This is a genomic window from Nocardia sp. NBC_01377, from assembly GCF_045040005.1.
Classification (GTDB): domain Bacteria; phylum Actinomycetota; class Actinomycetes; order Mycobacteriales; family Mycobacteriaceae; genus Nocardia; species Nocardia noduli.
The window spans coordinates 8572919-8596698 of record NZ_CP109566.1; the positions used below are offsets into that span (position 1 = coordinate 8572919).

The 23780-nt window shown below is 67.8% G+C and carries 19 protein-coding genes; 16 read left to right on the top strand and 3 right to left on the bottom strand.

What is annotated here, in order from left to right; genetic code table 11:
- The first annotated feature begins 235 nt into the window (after positions 1 to 235).
- On the top strand, positions 236 to 1729 hold the full coding sequence (gene eccB / locus OG225_RS39150; protein ID WP_405179665.1) for a type VII secretion protein EccB: 1494 nt from the start codon (positions 236 to 238) through the stop codon (positions 1727 to 1729).
- 4 nt (positions 1730 to 1733) lie between these two features.
- On the opposite strand, the gene eccA is transcribed toward eccB, so the two are convergent.
- Positions 1734 to 3560 carry a type VII secretion AAA-ATPase EccA gene (gene eccA / locus OG225_RS39155; RefSeq protein ID WP_405179666.1) on the bottom strand — a complete coding sequence of 609 codons (1827 nt, stop codon included), beginning with the start codon at positions 3558 to 3560 and terminating at the stop codon, positions 1734 to 1736.
- 179 nt (positions 3561 to 3739) lie between these two features.
- Between eccA and eccD the strand changes: the two genes are divergently transcribed.
- The 4 genes from eccD to OG225_RS39175 all read left to right on the top strand — a co-directional run bounded on the left by eccD (position 3740) and on the right by OG225_RS39175 (position 11449).
- Positions 3740 to 5263, top strand: a complete 1524-nt coding sequence (gene eccD, locus OG225_RS39160; protein WP_405179667.1) for a type VII secretion integral membrane protein EccD — start codon at positions 3740 to 3742, stop codon at positions 5261 to 5263.
- On the top strand, positions 5260 to 6708 hold the full coding sequence (gene mycP / locus OG225_RS39165; RefSeq protein ID WP_405179668.1) for a type VII secretion-associated serine protease mycosin: 1449 nt from the start codon (positions 5260 to 5262) through the stop codon (positions 6706 to 6708). The genes eccD and mycP overlap by 4 nt, the downstream gene beginning before the upstream one ends.
- Before the next feature lie 3 nt (positions 6709 to 6711).
- On the top strand, positions 6712 to 10761 hold the full coding sequence (gene eccCa, locus OG225_RS39170; protein WP_405179669.1) for a type VII secretion protein EccCa: 4050 nt from the start codon (positions 6712 to 6714) through the stop codon (positions 10759 to 10761).
- 376 nt (positions 10762 to 11137) lie between these two features.
- A complete protein-coding gene (locus OG225_RS39175) occupies positions 11138 to 11449 on the top strand; it encodes a DUF4254 domain-containing protein (protein WP_308165332.1) in 312 nt (103 codons plus the stop codon).
- 31 nt (positions 11450 to 11480) lie between these two features.
- Here the strand turns inward: OG225_RS39175 and OG225_RS39180 are convergent, their stop codons facing one another.
- Complete coding sequence (locus OG225_RS39180; RefSeq protein ID WP_405179670.1) at positions 11481 to 14861, bottom strand: AAA family ATPase; 3381 nt, start codon at positions 14859 to 14861, stop codon at positions 11481 to 11483.
- A 589-nt stretch (positions 14862 to 15450) separates the two neighbouring features.
- On the opposite strand from OG225_RS39180, the gene infA reads away from it, so the two are divergent.
- From infA to OG225_RS39225, 9 genes are all read left to right on the top strand, one after another.
- Positions 15451 to 15672, top strand: a complete 222-nt coding sequence (gene infA, locus OG225_RS39185) for a translation initiation factor IF-1 (RefSeq protein WP_003418601.1) — start codon at positions 15451 to 15453, stop codon at positions 15670 to 15672.
- A 118-nt stretch (positions 15673 to 15790) separates the two neighbouring features.
- Positions 15791 to 15904 (top strand): 50S ribosomal protein L36, encoded by a 114-nt coding sequence (rpmJ, locus tag OG225_RS39190; RefSeq protein WP_011207363.1) that lies wholly within the window; start codon positions 15791 to 15793, stop codon positions 15902 to 15904.
- A gap of 213 nt (positions 15905 to 16117) precedes the next feature.
- Positions 16118 to 16489 carry a 30S ribosomal protein S13 gene (gene rpsM, locus OG225_RS39195; protein WP_109525459.1) on the top strand — a complete coding sequence of 124 codons (372 nt, stop codon included), beginning with the start codon at positions 16118 to 16120 and terminating at the stop codon, positions 16487 to 16489.
- Between the two features lie 9 nt (positions 16490 to 16498).
- Positions 16499 to 16912, top strand: coding sequence for a 30S ribosomal protein S11 (gene rpsK, locus OG225_RS39200; RefSeq protein ID WP_014349147.1), 414 nt, complete (start codon positions 16499 to 16501; stop codon positions 16910 to 16912).
- A 20-nt stretch (positions 16913 to 16932) separates the two neighbouring features.
- Complete coding sequence (rpsD, locus tag OG225_RS39205) at positions 16933 to 17538, top strand: 30S ribosomal protein S4 (protein WP_216917364.1); 606 nt, start codon at positions 16933 to 16935, stop codon at positions 17536 to 17538.
- A gap of 105 nt (positions 17539 to 17643) precedes the next feature.
- Positions 17644 to 18702, top strand: coding sequence for a DNA-directed RNA polymerase subunit alpha (locus tag OG225_RS39210; RefSeq protein ID WP_109525665.1), 1059 nt, complete (start codon positions 17644 to 17646; stop codon positions 18700 to 18702).
- 49 nt (positions 18703 to 18751) lie between these two features.
- On the top strand, positions 18752 to 19279 hold the full coding sequence (gene rplQ / locus OG225_RS39215) for a 50S ribosomal protein L17 (RefSeq protein WP_405179671.1): 528 nt from the start codon (positions 18752 to 18754) through the stop codon (positions 19277 to 19279).
- 291 nt (positions 19280 to 19570) lie between these two features.
- Positions 19571 to 20383: a tRNA pseudouridine(38-40) synthase TruA gene (gene truA / locus OG225_RS39220; protein WP_405183509.1), complete on the top strand. Its 813-nt coding sequence runs from the start codon at positions 19571 to 19573 to the stop codon at positions 20381 to 20383.
- Between the two features lie 48 nt (positions 20384 to 20431).
- On the top strand, positions 20432 to 21268 hold the full coding sequence (locus OG225_RS39225) for an LLM class F420-dependent oxidoreductase (RefSeq protein WP_405179672.1): 837 nt from the start codon (positions 20432 to 20434) through the stop codon (positions 21266 to 21268).
- 47 nt (positions 21269 to 21315) lie between these two features.
- Here OG225_RS39225 and OG225_RS39230 read toward each other — a convergent pair whose 3' ends face one another.
- Entirely contained in the window at positions 21316 to 21654 is a 339-nt protein-coding gene (locus OG225_RS39230; protein ID WP_109525463.1) for a metal-sensitive transcriptional regulator, read from the bottom strand.
- A 189-nt stretch (positions 21655 to 21843) separates the two neighbouring features.
- On the opposite strand from OG225_RS39230, the gene OG225_RS39235 reads away from it, so the two are divergent.
- Both OG225_RS39235 and OG225_RS39240 read left to right on the top strand, forming a co-directional pair.
- Positions 21844 to 22653 carry an S-methyl-5'-thioadenosine phosphorylase gene (locus OG225_RS39235; RefSeq protein WP_405179673.1) on the top strand — a complete coding sequence of 270 codons (810 nt, stop codon included), beginning with the start codon at positions 21844 to 21846 and terminating at the stop codon, positions 22651 to 22653.
- A 63-nt stretch (positions 22654 to 22716) separates the two neighbouring features.
- Entirely contained in the window at positions 22717 to 23769 is a 1053-nt protein-coding gene (locus OG225_RS39240; protein WP_405179674.1) for an NAD-dependent epimerase/dehydratase family protein, read from the top strand.
- Positions 23770 to 23780 lie beyond the last annotated feature (11 nt).

Here is a 23780-nt window from a genome sequence, read left to right on the forward strand (position 1 = left end):
ACGCGCGGGCACGGATTCGGAATTCGGTTCGTTCACAGCCTCGTCCACGATGATCGGCTACGACACGCATCGGATCACGTGCCCCAGCCGCGACTTTCGTGATCAGCCTACCCGTCGCCGCCCGCCCGCGCGTGCGGTCGAGTGCGGCTCGTCGCGCGCATTGACACCGGCGAGACGGCCGATACTGTAAAGAATTGCCAGACAACCGGCCTCGGAGTATTCGTATGGAGTCCACGTGCCTGCCCAGCTGACGACGAAGGCTCAGGTCAACGGATACCGTTTCCTGTTGCACCGGCTCGACCACGCGCTCGTGCGCCGCGATGTGCGGATGCTGCACGATCCCATGCGTTCCCAGACACGTTCGCTCTGGGTCGGCGCGGTACTCGGACTGCTGGTGATCGCGGGAGCGGCGATCATGGCCTTCCTGCGTCCCCAGGGCGCCATCGGTGATTCGCTGATCGTGATGGGTAAGGACAGCGGCGCGCTCTACGTGGTGGTGGAGCGCGACTCCGGCGAACGCACGCTGCATCCGGTACTCAATCTCGCCTCCGCCCGGTTGATCACGGGCAGCAGCGAGTCACCGCATTCGGTCAAGGACAGCAAACTGGCGGCCGAGCCGCGCGGGCCGATGCTCGGCATCCCGGGAGCGCCGTCCGCGCTGCCCGGCTCCACGCAGGGCGGTCGCTCCGACTGGAGTATCTGCGACACGATCGAGTTGTCGATCACCGGCAGCGCGGCCTCGGCCTCGGGCGTGCGGACCACGGTGATCGCGGGTCGGCCCCAGGTGAACGAGCGCGTCCACCCGCTGGGCGCGGACGAAGCGGTACTGGTGCGGCGCGCCGAGCAGACCTATCTGCTCTACGACGGCAAACGCGCGGTACTCGACCGCGCGGATTCGGTGATCACCAGGGCGCTCGGTCTGTCCGGGGCTCGGCCGCGTCCCGTCGGCGCCGGACTGCTCGACGCGGCCGCCGCCGTGCCGCCGCTCGTCGCGCCGCGTATCCCGGCGGCGGGAACGCCGGGACCGGGTCGTCTGTCCGATGTCCCGGTCGGTGGCGTCATCTCGATCGGCGGCGCCGATTCGGATCCGGGCGATCTCTACGTGGTGCTCACGGGCGGTGTGCAGCGGATCAGCGCGTTCACCGCCGACGTGATCCGGATCGCCGATTCGCAGGGCATGAGCCGGATCAAGCCACTGCCGCCGGATGCGCTCTCCGGAATCCCCCTTGTCACCGAACTTCCCGTCGATCACTTCCCCGCCGTCGCGCCCCGGATCGTGTCCGCCGAGGATGCCCCGGTGACCTGCGTTTCGTGGGGCAGGACGAATCCGGCACGCGACTCCAGCGCGGAAGGCAGCGCGGACCGCGCGGCGGTGACCCTGCTGGCGGGGAGCAGGTCGCCGATACCGGAATCGGCCGTACCGGTCACCCTCGCGACCTCCGACGGCGCGGGCGACAGGGTCGACACCGCCTATCTGCGGCCGTCCTCGGGCGAATTCGTCCAGGTGACCGCGATGGATCCGGGCAGTCCGCGCCGGGGCAGCCTGTTCTACGTCGCCGACAACGGGGTGCGCTACGGCATCCCCGACCTCGAGACCGCGGAGGTGCTCGGTGTCGGTGACTCGCCGCGCCTGGCGCCGTGGGCGATCATCGGCCAATTGGTGCCCGGCCCTACGCTTTCCGCCGCGGACGCGCTTGTCGAGCACGACGTGCTGCCGACCAGCCGTTGAGCACCTAGTTCGGCACTCCGAGGGAGGAGAGCACCCCGCTGAGCGCGGCCCGCATATCGTCGGCCTCGATACGCATCAGCACCGAGTCGTCGACCGCGCTCAGATCGAGGGAATCGTCGTTGGCCAGCCGGAATTCGCGCTCCTCCTCGGCCGACTCGACGACGTTGCGCACGAAGCGGCCGTTGCCCGCCAGGTCGATACCGCGCCTCGGCTGCCCGTTCTGGTCGACCCGTTCGGAGTTGTAGAGCCTTTCGCAGGCCGCCTCGAGCAGTGCGCTCGCCTCCTCGGAGAGCTCCGAATCCCTTGTGCTCGCGATGAGTTCGGCGATCTGTCCGAGTTCGGGCGCCGTATAGGAAGGGAACTGTAGACGTTTGGCGAAACGGGAGGCCAGACCGTCGTTGGCGGCCAGCAACCGATCGATCTCGCCGTCGTATCCGGCGATGATCACGACCAGCCGGTCCCGGTCGTTCTCGATTCTCGCCAGCAGTGTGTCGACCGCTTCGCGTCCGAACGCGTCGCCGCCGGACAGACCGGTCTGGATCAGCGTGTACGCCTCATCGATGAACAGCACCCCGTCCATCGCGGTATCGATCAGCTTGTCCGTCTTGATCGCTGTGCTCCCGAGGTGCTGGCCGACGAAATCCATCCGTTTGGCCTCGATGACCTTGTCGGTCTTCAACAGGCCGACACCGCAATAGATCTTGGCGACCACCCGGGCGATGGTGGTCTTGCCGGTGCCGGGCGGGCCGGTGAAGGCGAGGTGGTTTCCGCGCGGCACGCTGGCCATACCCTTCTCAGCCCGGATTTTCGCCAGCTGCGCGGTGGCCTGCAACTTGGCGACTTGGGTCTTCACCGCCTCCAAGCCGATCTGGCGGTCGAGTTCGGCCCGCGCCTGGGACAGGATGCGTTTGGCGCGGTCCTCGGTGTCGGCACTGCGCATCTGTTCGGCCGACGGCGCCGAGGCGGGATCCCACTTGTCGGTGCGTGCGTCGATCGACTCCGCCGTACTCACCGTGAGGCGATAGGTGCGATCGCGCATGGCGGCGATATTGGCCGCGAAATCCGGCGCCTGCGAATAGACCTTCTCGAACAGCGCCTGGGCCTTGTCCTCCTCGCCGGTCTCGCGCAGGCACAGGCCGCGGCAGAACATCGCCGTGTTGTGCGCCGCCGGGATCGGACCCGCCTCGGCCTGTTCCATACGGCGGATGGCCTCGCCGAACAATCCGAGTTGGGCGCACGCGGTTCCGACCATCACGTGCGCGCCCGCCGCCAGGTACGGATCGTCCCACTCGGCGGAACCGGTGAGCACGGCCATCACATCGGGCCAGCGCTGCGTATTGAAATGCAGTACACCGCGGATGTAGGCGCTGATCCGATCGTCGGCGACCCGTTCGTCCGGGGAGACCCGGCGCCGACGGTGTTCGGCGAGTTCGTCGAGTACCTTCTCGGCGTCGTCGTATTCCCGCTCCGAGATGAGCTGCGCGGCCATGGCCAGCCAGATCTCGGTGTAACTCGCCAACGGGTAGTCGATGTACAGACCGGAGACGAAGCGGCCCGACAGCGCGCGTGACGGAAGTCCGAGGCGACGCTGCTCGCGGAAAAGGGTTGTCGTGCTGGTCTTGTGCAGGTTGTGCAATACCTCGGCGGTCAACTCGCCCGCGGCGGCGCGTCCGAGCCACGCGTCGCACATCGTCGGATCCCATTCGGTGGCACGTTGGAACGCCAACTTCGCGTATTCGAGGTCGCGGGTCGATTCCTGACCATCGATCGGCAGCCCCAACGAGAGCACGCCCGCGTCGAACGCGCGCTGTGCCTGCCTGTTACCGCTCATCGGAACCGGTCTCCGAGTTGTTCACCAGTGATATTGCCTGCGTTCATATTTGAGTCAGTGTACCGTTGGCGTGCTGTATGTCTGTTCGATGCATTAGATTTGGCTGTCGGTCCGCCGCACCCCGCGAATCGCACCGCTCGCGCGGCAGCGGGGAACGGCGCGGGGGCCCGGATCGAGTGTTGGTCGGGAATGTTCGCCAGGGAACCGAGGTCTTCGCGCAATTGACCGAATCGCCGAGCAGCGGCGCGGTAGCCGCTGAACCCGAACTGTGTCGCGTATCCGTGATCGGCGGCAATACGCAGATGGATATCGGACTGCCAGCGACCGTGCCGATCGCTTCGTTCATGTCCGATCTCGTACGACTGATCGAATCCCGCAACCCGGATCCGGTGGACATCGACGACGGCGGGGCGCCGCTCGAGACCAAACATTGGACATTGGCCAGACTCGGTCGCGACGCCATCCCGCCGAGCCGAACCCTCACCGAGGCCGAGGTATACGACGGCGAACTGCTGGTGCTGCGGTCGGTGACGGCCAAGGAGTCGCCCGCGCTGTTCGACGACGTCATCGACGCGGTGTCACGGCTGACGGCCGAGGATCACCACAGTTGGTCACCGAGGTCGGCGCGCTGGACCGGCTTGGCCGCCTGCGTGACGATCGCGCTGATCGCGCTGATCCTGTTCGCGCTCGGCCGATCCGACGGTGCCGGTATTGCCGCGGCCTTCCCCGCGACCGGTGCCGGTATCGCCGCGGCCGTCGCCGCGATCGTCGCGGCGCGCAGATACGGAGACGGCCTGAGCGCGCTGTGGCTGTCGCTGACCGCTCTGCTGCTGTTCTTCGGTGGCGCAGCGCTTTTCGTGCCCGGCGAGCTGGGCAGTCCGCATCTGATGCTCGGCTGCGCGGTGAGCCTGGTGATCGCCGTCGGGTCGTACCGGGCCGTCGGTGTCGGCGCGACACTGTGCGCGGCCGCGGTGACGCTCACGCTGTTCGGCGGTATCGCGGCGCTGGTGCGGATGGTGTGGGAGCCCGCGCTGCCGAGGATCGCGGTCGGGCTGCTGGTCGGCGCGATCATTCTGCTGTCGATGATTCCCCGGCTCGCCGCCGTCGCCGCGCGCCTGCCGGTGCCGCCGGTGCCCACCGCCGGTGCGGCGATCGACCCCGCCGATCACGAACAGCGCCCGACCATCGAGGGAATCGGCGCGATCGGCGCGACGACCCTGCCGTCGGCAGCCGGACTCGGTCGACGAGCGAGTACCGCCAACCAGTACCAGTCGGGTCTGGTGATCGGCAGCGCGATCGTCGCCTGCGCCGGTGCGCTCGGCACCGCCGACGCGCTGGGCCAACTGCGCTGGCAGAGCCTGACATTGGCGGTGATCAGCGCGATCGTGCTCTGCCTGCGCGGGCGGTCCTACGCCGATCTCGTGCAGGCGGGCACGTTGATCGTCGCTGGGACGGGTGTGCTCGCGGGGCTGCTCACCATGCTGGCCTTCGGTCACTCCGGAATGTGGCTGCTCTCGGGCGGCCTGCTGTTGGTACTCGCCGCCGCCGCCGTCGCGTTCGGCGTGATCGGTCCCCATATCGAGATCACTCCGGTCGTCAGGCGTGTCGGCGAGATCGTCGAGTATTTGCTGATCTGCGCGGTCATCCCGCTCGCGCTGTGGCTGCTCGGCATCTACGCGATGGCGAGGAACCTGAACCTATGACCGGGCGGCTGGGCCGTTGCGCCGTGACGGCGGGCGTCGCGGCGCTGCTCGGCGCCGCGACGTTCGGCGTTCCGGTTCCCGCCGCGGCGATCGGTCCACCCGCCGTCGACAACGGCGCGCTCGGCGCCGCGCTGGCCATCAGCGGCAGGCCCGCGCCGCTGGAGCCGACCGAACAGCGATCGGTCTGCGCCGAACCCCTGCTCACCGGTGGCCCGCCGGTGGAACCGCCGCTGGCGCAAGCTGTTCTCGATCTGCCGACGGCCTGGGAGTTCAGCCGCGGCGCGGGCCAGCGGGTGGCGGTCATCGATACCGGCGTGAACCGTCATCCGCGTCTGCCCACCCTCCAGCCGGGCGGTGACTACGTCTCCGACACCGACGGCACCGTGGACTGCGACGGCCACGGCACCCTGGTCGCGGGCATCATCGCCGCCGCGCCGAGCAGCGGCGACGCCTTCACCGGTGTCGCGCCCGCCGCGGAGATTCTCGCGATCCGCCAACTCAGCCTGGCCTACGAGGCCGCCGATCGCCGCGCGGGCGAGCAACCGGGCGCCATCACCACCTCCGGCTACGGCAATGTCCTCACCCTGGCGGGCGCGGTCGTGCGCGCCGTGGACATGGGGGCCACCGTCATCAACATCTCCGAGGTGGCGTGTTCGACGGCGGGCGCCGCACCCCAGGACGGCGCCCTCGGCGCGGCGGTGAAGTACGCGTTCGACCGCAACGTCGTCGTGGTGGCGGCCGCGGGCAATGTGCATTCCGAAGGGGCGTGCAAGAACCAGAACGACCGGCCGGGCTGGTCGGCGGTGCAGACGGTGGTCAGTCCCGCGTGGTTCGACCCGTACGTGCTCTCCGTCGCCTCCATCGACCCGAACGGCATGGTCTCGGAACTGTCGCTGCACGGTCCGTGGGTGCGCGCCGCCGCGATCGGCCGCCGGATCGTCTCCCTGGACAGCAAACCGGGCGGCACCGGTCTGGTCGACGGCGTGCAGACCAGCGACGGCATCAGCCCGATCGAGGGCACCAGCTTCGCCGCGCCCTACGTCTCCGGCGTGGTCGCCCTGGTCCGGTCCCGGTTTCCCCAACTCACCGCCGCACAGGTCGTCGAACGGGTGATCCGTACCGCGCATGCGCCGGGTACGGGACGTGACGACTCCCTGGGGCACGGCCTGATCGATCCGGTGGCCGCGCTGACCGCCGAACTGCCCGACCAGCCGGTCTCGGTCGGCGCGGACTCGCCACGGGTGATGGCCGAGCCGTCCAGGCCGCCAGGTCCCGACCCGCTGCCGCGCCGCATCGCGGTCATCGGTTCGATCGTCAGCCTCGCGGTTCTCGGTATCGGTGCGGCGCTGTCGATTCCGTTCCGCGCGCGCCGTGAACTCGATCTCGACGATCTCGACGATCTCGACGATCTCGACCGTCTCGACCGCGAACCCACTGGGGGATAGCGCATGGTTACCGAAGGTTTCGTTCGTCGCCCGCGCATCGCGCCGCCGCGAGCACCCGGCGGCGAAGTCACGTTGAGCCCGCCGCCGGAGATCCCCCGGCCGCTGCCCGCGCCACTGCTGATGAAACTGATGCCGGTGGTGATGGTCGTCGCCGTCGTCGGCATGATCGCGATGATGGCCATGATGGGTCGAAATCTGCTGGCCAACCCCATGATGATGATGTTCCCGATGATGATGCTCATGTCGATGGTCGGCATGATGATGGGCTATCGGGGCGGTGCCTCCAAGAGCGCGCCCGAACTCAACGAGGAACGCAAGGACTACTTCCGCTACCTGGACCAGATGCGCAAGGACGTCCGCAGGACAGGCGGCAAACAACTCGAATCGCTGCGCTGGAGTCATCCCGAGCCGCGTGATCTGGTCTCGGTCATCGGCACCAGACGCATGTGGGAGCGCAGGCCGACCGACCCGGATTTCGGACACATCAGGGTGGGTATCGGCAGTCACCGCTTGGCGACGAAGCTCGCGCGTCCCGAGACCGGGCCGCTGGAGGATCTGGAGCCGGTCTCGACCGTGGCGTTGCGCCGGTTCGTTCGCACGCATTCGGTGGTGCACGAGTTGCCGACCGCGGTCTCGTTGCGCGCGTTCCCGGCGATCAACGTCGGCGGCGATCCGGAGCAGGCGCGCACCCTGGTGCGTTCGATGCTGATGGAACTCACCGCTTTCCACGGGCCCGACCACGTCGCGGTCGCCGTGGTATGCGCCGATCCCGACGCACCGAACTGGGCGTGGCTGAAATGGCTACCGCACCTGCAACATCCGGTCGTGCGTGACGGCATCGGCTCGGCCCGGATGATGTACGGCTCGCTCGGTGAGCTGGAGACCGCGTTGAACGACGAACTGCTCGAACGCGGCCGTTTCATGCGCAATCCCCAACCCGTGCAGGGGCGTCTGCACCTGGTGGTCGTCATCGACGACGGTTACGTCAACGGCACCGAACGGCTGGTCAGTGAATCCGGGCTCGACGGGGTCACCGTGCTGGATCTCAGCGTGCCGGAGAACGGATTGGCGGTGCGCCGCGGTCTGCAATTGGTTGTCGCGAAGGGGGAGGTGAGCGCCAAGAGCGCCACCGGCGTGGACAGATTCGCGCACGCGGACGAGGTGAGTATCGCCGAATCGGCATCCTTCGCCCGTGACCTGGCCCGCTATCGACTCGCCACCGCGGCCCAGATCGTCAGTCTCGGTGACGATATGCGCGCCGATCCGGGGCTGATGGCGCTGCTCAAGATCTCCGACGCCGCGCAGATCGATCCGACGAAGGTGTGGCGCCCGCGAACCGCACGCGAGCGACTCCGGGTTCCGATCGGAGTGACGCCCGACGGCACACCCGTCGAGATCGATATCAAGGAGTCCGCGGAGAACGGCATGGGCCCGCACGGGTTGTGCATCGGCGCGACCGGTTCCGGCAAGTCGGAGTTCTTGCGCACCCTCGTGCTGTCGATGGTCGCCACGCACTCGCCGGATTCCCTGAATCTGGTGCTGGTCGACTTCAAGGGCGGTGCGACCTTCCTCGGTCTGGAGCCGTTGCCGCACGTCGCGGCGGTGATCACCAACCTCGAGGAAGAACTCTCGATGGTCGATCGCATGAAGGACGCGCTGGCCGGTGAGATGAACCGTCGCCAGGAACTGCTCCGTTCGGCGGGCAATTTCGCCAATGTGACCGACTACGAGAAGGCCCGTGCGGCGGGTTCGGCGCTCGACCCGTTGCCCGCGCTGTTCGTCGTGGTGGACGAATTCTCCGAACTGCTCTCGCAGAAACCGGATTTCGCCGACCTCTTCGTGATGATCGGGCGGCTCGGCCGCTCGCTGCACGTGCACCTGCTGCTCGCCTCGCAGCGCCTGGAGGAGAACAAACTGCGCGGGCTGGACTCGCACCTGTCCTATCGCATCGGCTTGCGCACGTTCTCCGCCAACGAATCACGCGCCGTGCTCGGTATCACCGACGCCTATCACCTGCCGGGCGTACCGGGTTCGGGCTATCTCAAGAGCGACGCCGACGATCCGTTGCGGTTCAACGCGACCTACGTCTCCGGTTCCTACGTCTCGCCGAGCGGCACCACCGAGGTGGGCGGACGGATGGTCGGCGGTCAGCGGTTGACCCCGTTCACCGCGGCCCCCGTCGAGATATCGAACACCGCCGCGGCCGCGCCCACCACGCGTTCCGGGCTACCCGAACTGCCACCGCTCCCACCGTCACCGGGCGAGGAGGGTCTGCCGGACACCTTGCTCGAAGTCGTCGTGAAACGGCTGACCGGACACGGCCGCCCCGCGCACGAGGTGTGGCTGCCGCCGCTCGACGACTCGCCGAGTGTGGATATGCTGCTGCCGGAACCGGATTGGCGTTCGCCGGTGAACCGGCACGGACAGCTGTGGATGCCGATCGGCATCATCGACAAACCCTATGAGCAGCGCCGCGATGTGCTCACCGTCCAATTGGCCGGTGCCGCGGGCAATGTCGCGATCGTCGGCGGACCCCAGTCGGGCAAGTCGACGACGGTGCGCACCCTCGTGATGGCCGCGGCCGCGACGCACACACCCGAACAGGTGCAGTTCTACTGCTTGGATTTCGGCGGCGGCAGCCTCGCTGGTCTGGCCGGTATCCCGCACGTCGGTTCGGTCGCCGGTCGATTGGACAGCGACAGGGTGCGCCGCACTCTCGCCGAGCTGACCACCCTGCTGCGCCAGCGTGAGGAGCGTTTCACCGAACTCGGCATCGAGTCCATGATCGAGTTCCGCAGGCGCAAGTTCTCGGCCTTCGAGGCCAGGATGATCAACGGCACGACCGCGGATCCGGCGCGCGACCCACTCGCCGCCGATCAATTCGGTGACGTCTTCCTCGTGATCGACGGGTGGGCCACCGTCCGTGAGGAATTCGATGTGCTGGAACCGCAGGTCAACGCGATCGCGGCGCAGGGCCTGTCCTACGGCATCCACCTGATCCTGACCGCTTCGAGGTGGGGTGAGATCCGCCCGGCCATCAAGGACCAGATCGCCACCCGCCTCGAATTGCGTCTCGGCGACCCGTCCGATTCCGAGATGGGAAGGCGCACCGCCGCCCTGGTGCCGATGGGCAGGCCGGGTCGCGGTCTGACACCCGAGCAACTGCATATGCTGATCGCGTTGCCGCGCTTGGATTCCAGCGCCGACGCCTCGACCGTCGCGGACGGCGTCGCCTTGGCCAAGAAGGAACTCGTGCGGATGTACGGCGTTCGCCGCGCGCCCGAGGTGCGCATGCTCCCGCTGGAGATCGGCCGGGACGATGTGCTGTCGATCGCGGCCGAGCGTGATGTCGAAACCGGTCCGACCAAGGTCGTCGTCGGCCTCGGTGAGAGCGAATTGCAGCCCTGGACCATAGATTTCGGCACGGAGCCGCATTTCATGGCCTTCGCCGACATCGAGTGCGGCAAGACCACCCTGCTGCGCAATATCGTCATGGGGGTCGTCGCGAACTCGACACCGGAGCAGGCCAAGGTCATCCTGATCGACTACCGGCGCTCCATGCTCGGCCTGGTCGACGACGATCATCTGGCCGGCTACTCCACCTCGTCGCAGACCTCGGGGACGATGTTGAACGGCCTGGCCAAGTACATGTCCCAGCGCATCCCCGGCTCCGACATCACCCCGCGGCAGTTGCGCGAGCGCAGTTGGTGGACCGGCCCGGAGATCTATCTCGTGGTCGACGACTACGACATGGTCGCGACGGGCGTCAACCCGCTGCTGCCATTGGTGGAATACCTGCCGCAGGCGCGCGACGTCGGCCTGCACCTGATCATCACACGGCGTATCGGCGGTGTGTCACGGGCGTTGTTCGACGGCGTACTCGGCACTTTGAAGAACATGTCCGTCGACACCCTGATCATGAGCGGGCCACGTGACGAGGGAAAGTTGATCGGCGATGTGCGCCCGACCAAGTTGCCGCCGGGCCGTGGTGTCCTGGTATCGCGTTCGCGAGGACAGGAGATGGTGCAGATCGCGCACCTGCCACCGCTTTAGCGTGTGCTGTGAGTTCACTGGGCAAAGCTCACACGCGGGAGAACGGCACTGATTACAATGGGCTAACGGGTCCGTGTAGTGCTTGACAGGTCCCGGCAGAGGTTTACTGTGAGAACGTCCTGATCCGGTGTTGTGCGGCTATGAACGGCGAGGCAACGTGGCAGGTTCGGATTCATCTACGGTCGTGATAGCGGTTCCCGAGGCATCGCGATGTGTCGACCCGGCAGCGCAGTCGGGGACATTCGGCGTACTGCCGTCTTCGGGTGTACTAGTGAGGGCGTGCCGCGGCCACCGTGTGGTCGGTGGCCCGCTGCTATGGTTCGCGCGTGATCTGGCGGTGCTGCACGAGCGCCGGTGGGTCGGTCGCGGTGGTTCGGTGGATTCCGATCCCGCCACCATCTCCGAGAACGACTGTCGCCGAGGTGAATTGGTGATGGCCATCGACGACTGGGTGCTACGTGCGGTACCGCAGCATCGGCTCGGCGCCACCTTGCACACCGAAACCGTCGGCGCGGTGATCGACCGTCTCGCCCAGTCCGCGGTGCGCGCGCACCACGCCTTGGAGACGCTCGACGCGAACGACGAGCAGTTGCACGCGGCGTGGTACCACCTGGCCGAACTCGCGGACGGCTACGACGATCTCGTGCACGACGTGCTCGCGGGTCGCAGGCGGCTGCCTGCCTGGTGACCGTCCGGTGCCGCCTACGGCGACCCGAACGTCAGTGATACCGGCGGTGATCCACGCCGAACTCGTCCGCGACGGTCGCCGACAATTCCACGTAGGCGCGTTTGGCCTGTTTGCTCAGCCGATGCAGATCGATCTCCGCGCCCTCGGACAGGTGCTGGTCGTACGGGATGATGTGGACGGCGCGGCAGCGCGAGAGGAAGTATTCGCGCAGCTGCTGCACCCCGACATTCGGCGACCCCTCGCGCGGCAGATTGATGACGACGACGGCATTGCGCACCAGATGATCGTGGCCGTGCAGCGACAGCCAGTCCAGCGTGGCCGCCGCGCTGCGCGCGCCGTCGATCGCCGCGGACGAGACCAGCACCAGCGAATGCGCCAGATCGAGCACGCCCGTCATGGCCGAATGCATGAGGCCGGTGCCGCAGTCGGTCAGGATGACGTTGTAGAAGCGTTGCAGAATCCGGGTGACGGCCCGGTATTCCTCGTCGTTGAACGATTCCGACGCCGCCGGATCCCGTTCGCTGGCCAGCACCTCCAGGCGGCTCGTCGCCTGCGAGGTATGTCTGCGCACATCGGAATAGCGTTCGATCGATGGATCGAGCAGCAGGTCGCGCACGGTGGACCGGGTCTGGAGCGACACCCGCTGTGAGAGCGTGCCGAAGTCGGGGTTGGCGTCCACCGCGATCACCCGGTCACCGCGGATGGACGCGAAGATCGAGCCGAGGCCCATGGTGGTCGTCGTTTTGCCGACGCCACCCTTCAACGACAGCACCGCGATGCGGTAATCGCCGCGGACCGGCTGCCTGATCCGTGCCACCAACTCCTGGAGGCGCAGTTCCTCCGCGGACATACCGGGGTTGATCGCGCCGCCGGACATGTGGTGCACGGCCTTGCGCCATCCGCCGCCCGTCGCGCGTTTGGCCCGCCGCAGCGGCACATCGTCCAGTGACGGACCTTGTCCGTGCGGACCCGTCGGAGGCTGCGCCTGTCCCCAACTCGATCCACCGCCACCGGTATTCCACTGCGGGGCATTCATATCCGGCTGCTGCGGGGGAGCGGGTGCGCCGCCCTGCTGGAACTGGTTGCCCGGTCCGTACGGTGGCGCGGCCTGCCCCTCCTGGGCCGGGCGGAACGCGTTCGGGTCCGGTGTGGCGGGGGCGTTCGCGTAACCGGCCGGTGCCGCGTTCGCGTAACCGGCCGGAGGTTGCGCGACCGGCTGCTGCCAGCCGGGGGCCCGAGGGTCGGCGGGCTGTTGCGCGAAGACGTTCGGGTCGCGGCCGACCATGCCGGGGGAGGGCTGATCGCTGACCGGTGCGCGGTGATCGGTCCCGCCGCCGACACCTTCGGGCGGTGAGAGACGATGGCGGCCACGCGCATTCGCGGCTTCCTCGACGGCGCTCGACGCCGAGTCCGGGATCGGCGGCCTGCCGGCCGAGGGCGGTCCCTGGGTACCCGGTCCGTATCCGTGCGGGGCGTTGAATCCGGGGTGTGCGTTCTGGTCGCTTGCCGGTTCGGTGACACCCTGCGGGAGAGTCGGAGATCCGTGTCCGGTGGCGCGATCGTCACCCGGTGCGGACGGCGGCGCGGCGAAGTTCGGCCCGGTCGCGGGGCCCCGATCGCCATACGGGTACGGCGTTTCGGGTCGTCGCTGTTCGCCGGTGGAACCGCTGTTCGACGACGTGTCGCCGTACGTGGGATTCGGTCCGTACCCGGGACGTTCGCCGGGCTGCCCGTACCGCGCCTCCTGGCCCTGTTCCCCCTGGCCGAATTCACCCTGAGGCGAGGGACGTTCGGAGCGTTCGGCAGAGGTGCTCGCGGGCGGTGCGAGCCAAGCGGGAGCCTCCGACGCGGGTGGCGTCGCCACGGGACCGCGCGCGTCGGCGGGTCCGGTCGCGGTGCCCGGCGTGCCGGTCGAATCCTCCGCCGCACCATGCCCTTCGCGGGGCGGGGTCAACCACGGTGGGGGACCATCGAGTTCGCTTGCGGCGCGCTCGACGGCCGCGGGGGTTTCCACGCTCGCCGCCCCCGTATCGGGTGCGGCGCCACTGTCGGAGGATTCGCCCCGCCGCTCCCCGAATTCGGTGGGCGGCGGCCCCGGCAGCGGCGGTCGCTGAGGAGCGGCCTGCGGCACCTCCGAAATGGGCTGGCCTTGGTCACTCGGCGGCGCGACGGGAACTCGTCGTACCTCAGAAACGGATTCGCGCCCCGCGTTCGGCGGCCCTGCCGGTGGCTGCTGGCCTGTCGCAGGCGGATCGGGGATCGGGGATCGTCGGGCGTTCCGCGGTGCGTCGGGCGGTACCTGACCTGTCGACGGCGCCTGGGGAATGGATGGCCGCTGGGGTGTCGACGGTGCCTCGGGAGTCGGCCCCTGAACTGATGAGGGTGCCTCGGGAAGCGGCGGTCGTTGGGCGTTCAGGGGTGCGGCGGGAGCGGGCGCCTGAGGCGGCGCCTCGGGAATCGATGGCCGCGGGGGAGTCGACAGCGCGTCGGGACTCGGCCCCCGAGTTGGTGACGGTGCCTCGTGTAGCGGTGGTCGTTGGGCGGTCGGCCATGAATCGGAAGCCGGTGGACGCTGCGCGGACAGCGGCGTCTCGGCGACCGGCGGGCGCTCGCCCGTCGACGGCGCGTCGGGAATGGGCAGCCGTGCGTCCGATCGCGGTGCGTCGGGCAGTGGCGGCCGCTGCGCTGTGGGCGGCGGCACCGGCAGTGGCGGCAGCCCGGGCGTCGATCCACCGGTATCGCCCGATGTGCGGGGACGCTCGGCGGGCGGGTCGGGCAGCGGACGCTGGTACCTGGTCGTCGCCGCTTCGGAACCGGGCGGGTTCGGATCGGACTGCGGGTCGGTCGGGCCGAGTGGCTGGAAACCCGCGGAGGGGTTGCCGGGGTGGCGTGTCGGCAGACCGCTGTCGTATCGGGGGAGGGGCGGCGGTTCCGAACCGCCGTAACCGGTCGACGGTTCCGGCCGCGGCTGGTACGCGGGGTCGGGGGCGTACCGCGGTGACGGCGGGCGCGGCTGTTCGAACCGGGGATCACCCGGACTCGACTGCTCGCCGGTGCGCGGATCGGGTTGCGCGGGTGGTTCCGGTTCCTGGGACCACGAGCCGCCGTCCCGCTGCCGGGTATCGGGGCCGGTACGGCCCTCTTCCTCGGCGGAATCCTGTTCGTCGTACCCGGATCGTTCGTCCCTGTCGCGGCCACCGAAGAAACGGCGCTTCTTGTCCTTGCGGCCCGGTGTCGCGTTGGGATCCTGGCGTCCGCCGTCCGGGGCGGCCGATCGTCCGCGTCGACGGCGCGGACCGTCATCGATGACATCCTCGGTCGGGAGGTTCTGCACGGGGGCCTCATAGCCGCCGACATCGCTTTCGGAGAGCCACGGCGGCAGCATGGGCAGGCCGTCGTCGTTACGACTCACACGCCACCCCGCTGTAGATTCGATCCGTACCCGCGTTCCGGCCGGGCGCCCGCGACGGGCGCACCGCTTTCGGTGACGAATGTACCCGCCCGCGCGGTGTTTACGCGCCGCGGGGACGCGGGTCCGGCAGTCCGGCGCCGCCCGGGAAACGCGGTGCCGCGCGGTCTGTCCGTTGTCGACGGCGCTGCGTGCACGGACGGCCCACTGCGCTGGCTCACGACATCCCCCTGGGATCTGTTCGACCGGATCTCGACGGGGGTGAGTTTACGCGACCGAAGCAGGTCCTATGTGTCCAGGAGAGCCCGGCCCGTCCGGAACGTCCGGACCCCGCGCGGAGGTTCGGGATCCCCCGTCCCGTGATCGTCGACAGCGAATTCCCACGCGCCTGGCCGGGGCGTTTTTGCCGGATACGCAGCGTACCGGTAAGCTGGAGCGGCGGTGCACCTATGCGCCCACCTGTTCGCATGCCCCGTTATCGGCAAATCGGTTCCGAATTGCTCGGTGACACGGATCCATGGGAACAGACACCCAGGCAATCAAACCAGGTTCGAGCGGCACTGCCGTTCGGTGAACCGGGATCGCGGAGGACATGGCGAAGAAAGACGGGGCCATCGAGGTCGAGGGTCGAGTTGTCGAGCCGCTGCCCAATGCGATGTTCCGGATCGAGCTCGAGAACGGACACAAAGTTCTCGCGCACATCAGCGGAAAGATGCGGCAGCACTACATTCGTATCCTTCCCGAGGACCGGGTGGTCGTCGAGCTGTCGCCCTACGACCTGTCCCGCGGCCGGATCGTCTACCGGTACAAGTGACCGCGCTCCGGCGCGATCGAATCGACGGGCGCGAGTCCGTCACCACAGACTTCCCCAGTCGTCGGCTGGGGAAAAACTGTGTTCACACCCGTGTGAACCACAAGAAGATTGGACGGACGTGAAGGTTCAGCCGAGCGTCAAGAAGATCTGCGAGAAGTGCAAGGTGATCCGCCGTCACGGTCGGGTCATGGTGATCTGCGACAACCTGCGTCACAAGCAGCGCCAGGGCTGATCCCCGCCGGGGGAAACCCCGGCCGGTCACCTAGCCGAGCACCGAACGCAGTTCGGATTGGCAAGAAGAACTCCCAGCTCCAGCCGCACGCTGCGGTTATTCGGGTTCACCCCCGAGGCGTGCGTGCCAACCACCGGTACGGAGGCCGGTGCCCCGCCAAGACGAGGGGAACGGACAGGGAGCAGACCTCCGCAACATTAAGGAACTGCCACCATGGCACGTCTCATGGGCGTAGATCTCCCGCGCGAAAAGCGCATGGAGATCGCGCTGACCTACATTTTCGGCATCGGCCGCACCCGGTCGAAGGAGATCCTGGACGCTACCGGCATCAGCCCGGATCTGCGTTCCAAGGACCTCAGCGACGAGCAGGTCACGCAGCTGCGTGACTACATCGAGCGTTCGTCTCTCAAGGTCGAGGGTGACCTGCGCCGCGAGGTGCAGGCCGACATCCGTCGCAAGATCGAGATCGGCTGCTACCAGGGCCTGCGTCACCGTCGTGGCCTGCCCGTTCGCGGCCAGCGGACCAAGACCAATGCGCGCACCCGCAAGGGCCCGAAGCGCACCGTCGCAGGCAAGAAGAAGTAGGGATAGCGCATGCCTCCGAAGAGCAGGGCTTCCGGCCCCAAGAAGACCCAGAAGTCGCGTCGCAGGGAAAAGAAGAACGTCCCGCACGGCCACGCGCATATCAAGAGCACGTTCAACAACACGATCGTGTCGATCACCGACCCGAGCGGCAACGTCATCTCGTGGGCGTCCTCGGGCCACGTCGGCTTCAAGGGTTCGCGCAAGTCGACCCCGTTCGCCGCGCAGCTCGCCGCCGAGAACGCTGCCCGCAAGGCGCAGGAGAACGGTGTCAAGAAGGTCGACGTCTTCGTGAAGGGCCCGGGTTCGGGCCGCGAGACCGCGATCCGTTCGCTGCAGGCCGCGGGCCTCGAGGTGGGCACGATCTCCGATGTCACCCCGCAGCCGCACAACGGCTGCCGTCCGCCCAAGCGGCGTCGCGTCTAGCGGGAAAGGAATAGCGAAAAATGGCTCGTTATACAGGCCCCATCACCCGCAAATCGCGTCGTCTGCGTGTCGACCTCGTCGGAGGCGACCAGGCGTTCGAGCGTCGCCCCTACCCGCCCGGCCAGCACGGCCGCGCGCGGATCAAGGAGAGCGAGTACCTGCTCCAGTTGCAGGAGAAGCAGAAGGCTCGCTTCTCCTACGGCGTCATGGAGAAGCAGTTCCGCCGGTACTACGAAGAGGCCAACCGCCTCAAGGGCAAGACCGGTGACAACCTGCTCCGTCTGCTCGAGACCCGTCTCGACAACGTCGTGTACCGCTCCGGTCTGGCCCGTACCCGTCGTCAGGCGCGTCAGCTGGTCAGCCACGGTCACTTCACGGTGAACAACCGCAGCGTGAACGTCCCCAGCTTCCAGGTGACCCAGTACGACATCATCGATGTCAAGGAGAAGTCGCTCGGCACGCTGCCGTTCCAGGTGGCTCGCGAGACCGTCGGCGACCGCCCGGTTCCGGGTTGGCTCCAGGTGATCCCCGGTCGTCTGCGGATCCTGGTGCACCAGGTCCCCGAGCGCGCCCAGATCGATGTGCCGCTGCAGGAACAGCTGATCGTCGAGTACTACTCGAAGTAAACAGCTTTCGCGCTGCTGTCCCTCCCCGCCACCCTGGTGGAGGGGAGGGAAAATCCCACAACGTGGGCGTCAAATAGTGGGCGCCCGTACAGGAGGATGATCCACATGCTGATTTCCCAGCGTCCGACGTTGACCGAAGAGGTCGTCGCCGAGAACCGTTCGAAGTTCACCATCGAACCTCTCGAGCCCGGCTTCGGTTACACGCTCGGCAACTCGCTTCGGCGTACCCTGCTGTCCTCGATTCCGGGGGCCGCGGTCACGAGCATTCGTATCGACGGCGTTCTGCACGAGTTCACCACCGTCCCGGGCGTGAAGGAAGATGTCACCGACATCATCCTGAACCTCAAGGGTCTGGTCGTGTCCTCGGAAGAGGACGAGCCGGTCACGATGTACGTGCGCAAGCAGGGCCCCGGCACCGTCACCGCCGGTGACATCGTGCCGCCCGCGGGTGTTGTCGTGCACAACCCGGATATGCATATCGCCACCCTGAACGACAAGGGCAAGCTGGAGATCGAGCTCGTCGTCGAGCGCGGTCGCGGTTACGTCCCGGCGGTGCAGAACAAGGCGTCCGGCGCGGAAATCGGCCGGATTCCGGTGGATTCGATCTACTCCCCGGTGCTCAAGGTGACCTACAAGGTCGAGGCCACCCGTGTCGAGCAGCGCACCGACTTCGACCGTCTCATCCTCGACGTGGAGACCAAGAACTCCATCAGCGCGCGGGACGCGCTCGCCTCGGCGGGCAAGACCCTGGTCGAACTCTTCGGCCTGGCCCGCGAACTGAACGTCGAAGCCGAAGGTATCGAGATCGGCCCCTCGCCGGCCGAGGCGGATCACATCGCCTCGTTCGGTCTGCCGATCGAGGATCTGGACCTCACCGTCCGTTCCTACAACTGCCTCAAGCGCGAGGGTGTGCACACGGTGGGCGAGCTCGTCGCCCGCACCGAGTCGGATCTGCTCGACATCCGTAACTTCGGCCAGAAGTCCATCGACGAGGTCAAGGTCAAGCTGCACGCGCTCGGCCTCTCGCTCAAGGACAGCCCGGCGTCGTTCGACCCGTCCTCCGTGGTGGGTTACGACGCGAGCACCGGAACGTGGAGCGACAGCGGCACGTTCACCGACACCGACGGTGGCGAGCAGGACTACGCCGAGACCGAACAGCTTTAGGCCACTGGGGTAGGCGCCCCGGTTCGGCCTCACACAAGGAGAACAACTCATGCCCAAGCCCAAGAAGGGTGCTCGCTTCGGCGGGTCGTCGTCGCACCAGAAGGCGATCTTCGCCAATCTGGCGACGGCGCTCTTCGAGCACGGCCGAATCCAGACCACCGAGTCCAAGGCCAAGGCGCTGCGCCCCTACGCCGAGAAGCTTGTCACCAAGGCGAAGGCCGGCACCCTCGCCGACCGTCGCGAGGTGCTCAAGGTCATCCGCAACAAAGATGTGGTGCACGAGCTCTTCGCCTCGATCGGCCCCTCGTTCGAGGGCCGTGAGGGCGGCTACACCCGCATCACCAAGACGTTGCCCCGCAAGGGTGACAACGCGCCGATGGCGGTTATCGAGCTGGTCCGGGAGAAGACCGTGACCAACGAGGCCGACCGTGCCCGTCGCGTTGCCGCGTCGCAGAAGACCGAGGCCGCCCCGGCTGCCGAGGTCGTCGAGGTCGAAGCCGACGAGGCTGTCGCCGAGACCGCCGAGGTCGAGGCCCCGGCCGCCGACGAGGCCGCCGAGGACAAGAAGACAGACTGACGTCGATTCCTCGCCTGTGCGGGGATGATCCCGACGCCTGAGATCGTTCTTCGCGTACGCGGGAGTGATCCGGACGCTCGACGCCGGCCGGAGTTCCAGAACGAGCCCGCCACCCGTTTCGGGTCGGCGGGCTCGCTCTCTTTCCGGCCGTATGTTTCGCACGAAACGACTCTCGTCGACGGACGAGCCGACAGCGTGGAGGATTCGATGGTTCCGACCGATACGTCGGATTCGGTGAGGACGGCCGCCGACGCGGACACCGTCGCGGCGCCCGAACCCGCGGTCTCCCGTATCCGGCTCGATATCGCCTACGACGGAACGGATTTCATCGGCTGGGCCAAACAGCCGGGGCTGCGCACCGTGCAGGGCGTGCTGGAAGAGTCGCTGGGCAAGGTGTTCCGCGAGCCGGTCCAGCTCACCGTCGCGGGTCGCACCGACGCCGGGGTCCACGCCGAAGGTCAGGTCGCCCATTTCGACACCGCCGCGACCCTCGACGGGCCCGCCCTCGTGCACCGGATGGCCAAATTCCTGCCCAAGGATGTGCGCATCAAGAACGCGCGCGTCGCCCCGCCCGCATTCGACGCCCGTTTCTCCGCCGTTCGCAGGCATTACGCCTACCGCCTCACCACGGCCCCCTACGGTGCCGACCCGCTGTCGGCGCGCGGGGTCGTCCCGTGCCGGAGCACCGTTGATCTCGCTGCCATGCGCGCGGCGTCGGAGAAACTTCTCGGCCTGCACAATTTCGCCGCCTTCTGCCGCAGGCGGGAGGGCGCGACCACGGTGCGCGAATTACAGCGTTTCGACTGGGAGCGCGACGGCGATCTGCTCATAGCCCGGGTCAGCGCGGACGCTTTCTGCTGGTCGATGGTCCGCAGTCTCGTCGGCGCGGTGCTGGCGGCGGGGGAGGGACGGCGCACCCCGGAATGGGTCGGCGCATTGCTGAAGGAGACCGAGCGCTCCAGTTCTGTCACCGTCGCCCCGGCCCACGGTCTCAGCCTGATCGCCGTCGACTACCCGGCCGACGCCGACCTCGCGGCCCGCAATGCCGAGACGCGGGAGATGCGAACGGTCCCCACCGGCGACGCGGGATGCTGCGGCAGCTGATCGGCCGTCGTCGGAATAGATGCGGCACCGGACCGGGTTGCCTCCGGCATGACCAAAGTTGATCTCGGGAAATTCGGTGTGTGGCGTTACTACGGGAATTTCACCCCGCAGGCGGCGCGGGAGCTCGAAGAACTGGGGTTCGGCGCGTTGTGGCTCGGCGGTTCGCCTCCGGCGGATCTGCCGGTGGTCGAATCGCTGCTCGAGGCGACCGAATCGCTGACCGTCGGCACCAGCATCGTGAATATCTGGGCGGTACGGGCCGATGCCGTCGCCGAGTCCTATCACCGGATCGAGCAGCGCTTTCCCGGACGTTTCCTGCTCGGCATCGGTGTCGGTCACCCGGAGTCCGACGGAACCGAGGCCGTGAAACCCTACGACGCGCTCGTGGCCTACCTGGACGAACTCGACGCGGCCGGTGTGCCGAAGGAGGGCAGGGCGCTGGCCGCGCTCGGACCGCGTGTACTGCGGCTGGCGCGCGATCGGACCGCGGGCGCGCTGCCCTATCTCGTCCCGCCGGAGCACACCGGGATCGCCCGCGAGACGCTCGGCGCTGATTCACTGCTCGTCGCCGAACAGAAAGTGGTTCTCGACGAGGACGCGGAGCGGGCGCGCGCGGTGGCCAGGAAGATGGTGCCGATGTACCTGGGGCTGGTGAACTACGTCAGCAATCTGCGTCGTCTCGGTTTCTCCGAGGAAGATGTGACCAAACCGGGCAGCGATCACCTGATCGACGTCCTCGCGGTGCACGGCAAACCGGCCGAGGTCGCCGCCGGGCTCGTCGCGCATCTGGACGCGGGCGCCGATCACGTCGCGATCCAGGCCTTGAACGAGGACTACGTCGACGCGCTGCGAACGCTGGCGGCGATCCTGCCGATGGGGCGCTGACGTGGTCTCCGAAGGTCGGTGGCCCGTCCGCGGGCGTCACGGACCGCTCAGGAGCGCACCAGCCGGGCAATGGCGTCGGTGGCCTCTTTGATCTTCGCCTCGGCTTCCGGGCCGCCCGCGACCGCCGCGTCCACCACGCAATGACTGATGTGGTCTTCGAGCAGCCCCATCGCCACCGCCTGCAGCGCCTTGGTCATGGCCGAGACCTGGGTGAGGATATCGATGCAGTACTTCTCTTCCTCGACCATCCGTTGCAGGCCCCGCGCCTGGCCTTCGATGCGGCGCAGGCGCTTGAGGTAGTCGTCTTTGGCGGTGATGTAGCCGTGCGGCGCGTGCTCGTCGTGGCAGGGCTGATCCTGGGTGGTGCTCGTCTCGGGGGATGTCACCGAAATCTCTCCTCGCTGCCTGCCGGGTATCGTCGATAGTTGATACCCCCCTAGGGTACATTTGTTCGAACGGGTTGTCAGGTGGGCGTGTCCCATCATCGCGTGATCGGGGTCGTCACCGGGGCGGCGGGTGCGCGGATCGGGTACCGGTTTCGTCGGCCTTTTCGGTGATCGGGAGAATACGCAGTCATGAGTTCGCTTCCCCGGCCCGCGATCGCCGTCATCGGCGGCAGTGGCTTCTACGACTTCTTCGATGACGACGCGACCGACGTCGACGTCGACACCCCGTACGGCACACCGAGCGCGCCCATCGCGATCGGCGAGGTCGAGGGCAGGGCGGTGGCATTCCTGCCGCGCCACGGCAGGCGGCACGAATACGCGCCACATACCCTGCCCTACCTGGCCAATATGTGGGCGCTGCGCTCGCTGGGGGTGCGGCGGATCTTCGCGCCGTGCGCGGTCGGCAGTCTGCGCGCCGACTGGGGGCCGGGCACCGTGGGTGTCCCCGATCAACTCGTCGACCGGACCTCCGGCCGTCCGCAGACCTATTTCGACGGTGGCGGCGTGCACGTGTCCTTCGCCGACCCGTACTGCGACGAATTGCGTTCCGCGGCGATCAAATCCGAGATCGAGCAGCTGCCGCTGAAAGCGGGCGGCACGATGGTCGTCGTGCAGGGTCCGCGTTTCTCGACCCGCGCCGAGAGTCGCTGGTTCGCCGGGCAGGGCTGGGATCTGGTGAACATGACCGGGCATCCGGAAGCCGTTCTCGCCCGCGAACTGGAGATGTGCTACGCGGCCGTCGCTCTGGTGACCGATCTGGACGCCGGACTCGAAGAGGGCTCGGGCGTGCACGCGGTCGAGGTGTTCGCCGAGTTCACACGCAACCTCGGGCCGTTCAAGGAACTGATTCGCCGTTCGGTCTCCGCGGTGACCGGGACCGACACCTGCGACCGCTGCCGTGTTCATGCGGGAGTATCGCTGCCGTTCGAATTACCGTGAGAGGCGAGTCCGGCGGGTTCGCTCGCCGCGAACTCGATGCGGTAGCCGAACAGGGATAGTGATATGAAAGTGCTGGTGACCGGTGCGGCCGGATTTCTCGGATCGCACGTGCGGCGTGCCCTGGCGGCAGCGGATCACGAAGTCGTCGCGATCGATGTGATGCATCCCGCCGTGCACGGCAAGGACGCGGCGCCGCCGGAAGGCGTCTCACGCGTCGATATCCGTGACGCCGCGGCCGTGGAAACGCTCGCTCGCGGCGTCGAGGTGGTCTGTCATCTGGCGGCGGTCACCGGCATGACGGGCGCACCCGAGACGGGCGGACTCGTCGAATCCGGCCTGAACCCCGCCGAATTCGCGGCTCACAACGATCTCGGTACCGCCGTGCTGCTCGCGGCCATGAGCCGCGCCGGGGTCAAGCGATTAGTGCTGGCGTCCTCTGTCGACGTCTACGGCGAGGGCCGCTACCGCATGGTGCACGGCGGTTCGTTCTCACCGGGGGTGCGGCTGCGCGCCGACCTGGACCGGGGGATGTTCGACCATCGCGCGCCGCGCACCGGTGAGGTGCTGACCTGGGATCCCGTCGGTGAGGACGCGCCGTCGCGTCCACGTGGATTCTGCGCGGCGAGTAAGGCCGCGCAGGAGAACTACGCGCTGTCCTGGGGTTTCGCCACAGGCAACGCGGTCACGGTCCTGCGTTATCACCAGATCTACGGTCCGGGAGCACATTTCGGGGTGCCCGCGCTCTTCCGCGACGGGCTGTCGGCGGGCCGTGCTCCGCGCGTGTTCGAGGACGGCGGCCAGGTCAGGGATTTCCTGCACGTCGACGACGCCGCGGCCGCCACCGTCGCCGCCGTGGAACGCGCCCTGCCCGGATTCGTCCCCCTGAATATCGCCTCCGGGCACCCGGTCACCCTCTATCAGGTCGCCTCGACCATGTCGCGGGCCTGTGGCGGTCAGGCGCCCGTCGTCACCGGCCAATATCGTCTCGCCGACATCCGGCATTTCGTCGGTGATCCCGAACGCGCGAAACGCGCCATCGATTTCACCGCGAACATCGCCCCGGTTCCCGGCTTGGCCGAATTCGCCACGTCCACCGTGAAATCCGTCGAGTCCTAGATCGCGCGGCG

Excerpts from the sequence above, each read along its gene's own strand:
- rpsK (WP_014349147.1), top strand. The coding sequence starts at position 16,499 with ATGCCTCCGAAGAGCAGGGCTTCCGGCCCCAAGAAGACCCAGAAGTCG.
- rpsM (WP_109525459.1), top strand. The coding sequence starts at position 16,118 with ATGGCACGTCTCATGGGCGTAGATCTCCCGCGCGAAAAGCGCATGGAG.
- OG225_RS39225 (WP_405179672.1), top strand. The coding sequence starts at position 20,432 with ATGACCAAAGTTGATCTCGGGAAATTCGGTGTGTGGCGTTACTACGGG.
- OG225_RS39235 (WP_405179673.1), top strand. The coding sequence starts at position 21,844 with ATGAGTTCGCTTCCCCGGCCCGCGATCGCCGTCATCGGCGGCAGTGGC.
- rpsD (WP_216917364.1), top strand. The coding sequence starts at position 16,933 with ATGGCTCGTTATACAGGCCCCATCACCCGCAAATCGCGTCGTCTGCGT.
- mycP (WP_405179668.1), top strand. The coding sequence starts at position 5,260 with ATGACCGGGCGGCTGGGCCGTTGCGCCGTGACGGCGGGCGTCGCGGCG.
- eccA (WP_405179666.1), bottom strand. The coding sequence starts at position 3,560 with ATGAGCGGTAACAGGCAGGCACAGCGCGCGTTCGACGCGGGCGTGCTC.
- OG225_RS39240 (WP_405179674.1), top strand. The coding sequence starts at position 22,717 with ATGAAAGTGCTGGTGACCGGTGCGGCCGGATTTCTCGGATCGCACGTG.
- OG225_RS39210 (WP_109525665.1), top strand. The coding sequence starts at position 17,644 with ATGCTGATTTCCCAGCGTCCGACGTTGACCGAAGAGGTCGTCGCCGAG.
- rplQ (WP_405179671.1), top strand. The coding sequence starts at position 18,752 with ATGCCCAAGCCCAAGAAGGGTGCTCGCTTCGGCGGGTCGTCGTCGCAC.
- infA (WP_003418601.1), top strand. The coding sequence starts at position 15,451 with ATGGCGAAGAAAGACGGGGCCATCGAGGTCGAGGGTCGAGTTGTCGAG.
- eccCa (WP_405179669.1), top strand. The coding sequence starts at position 6,712 with ATGGTTACCGAAGGTTTCGTTCGTCGCCCGCGCATCGCGCCGCCGCGA.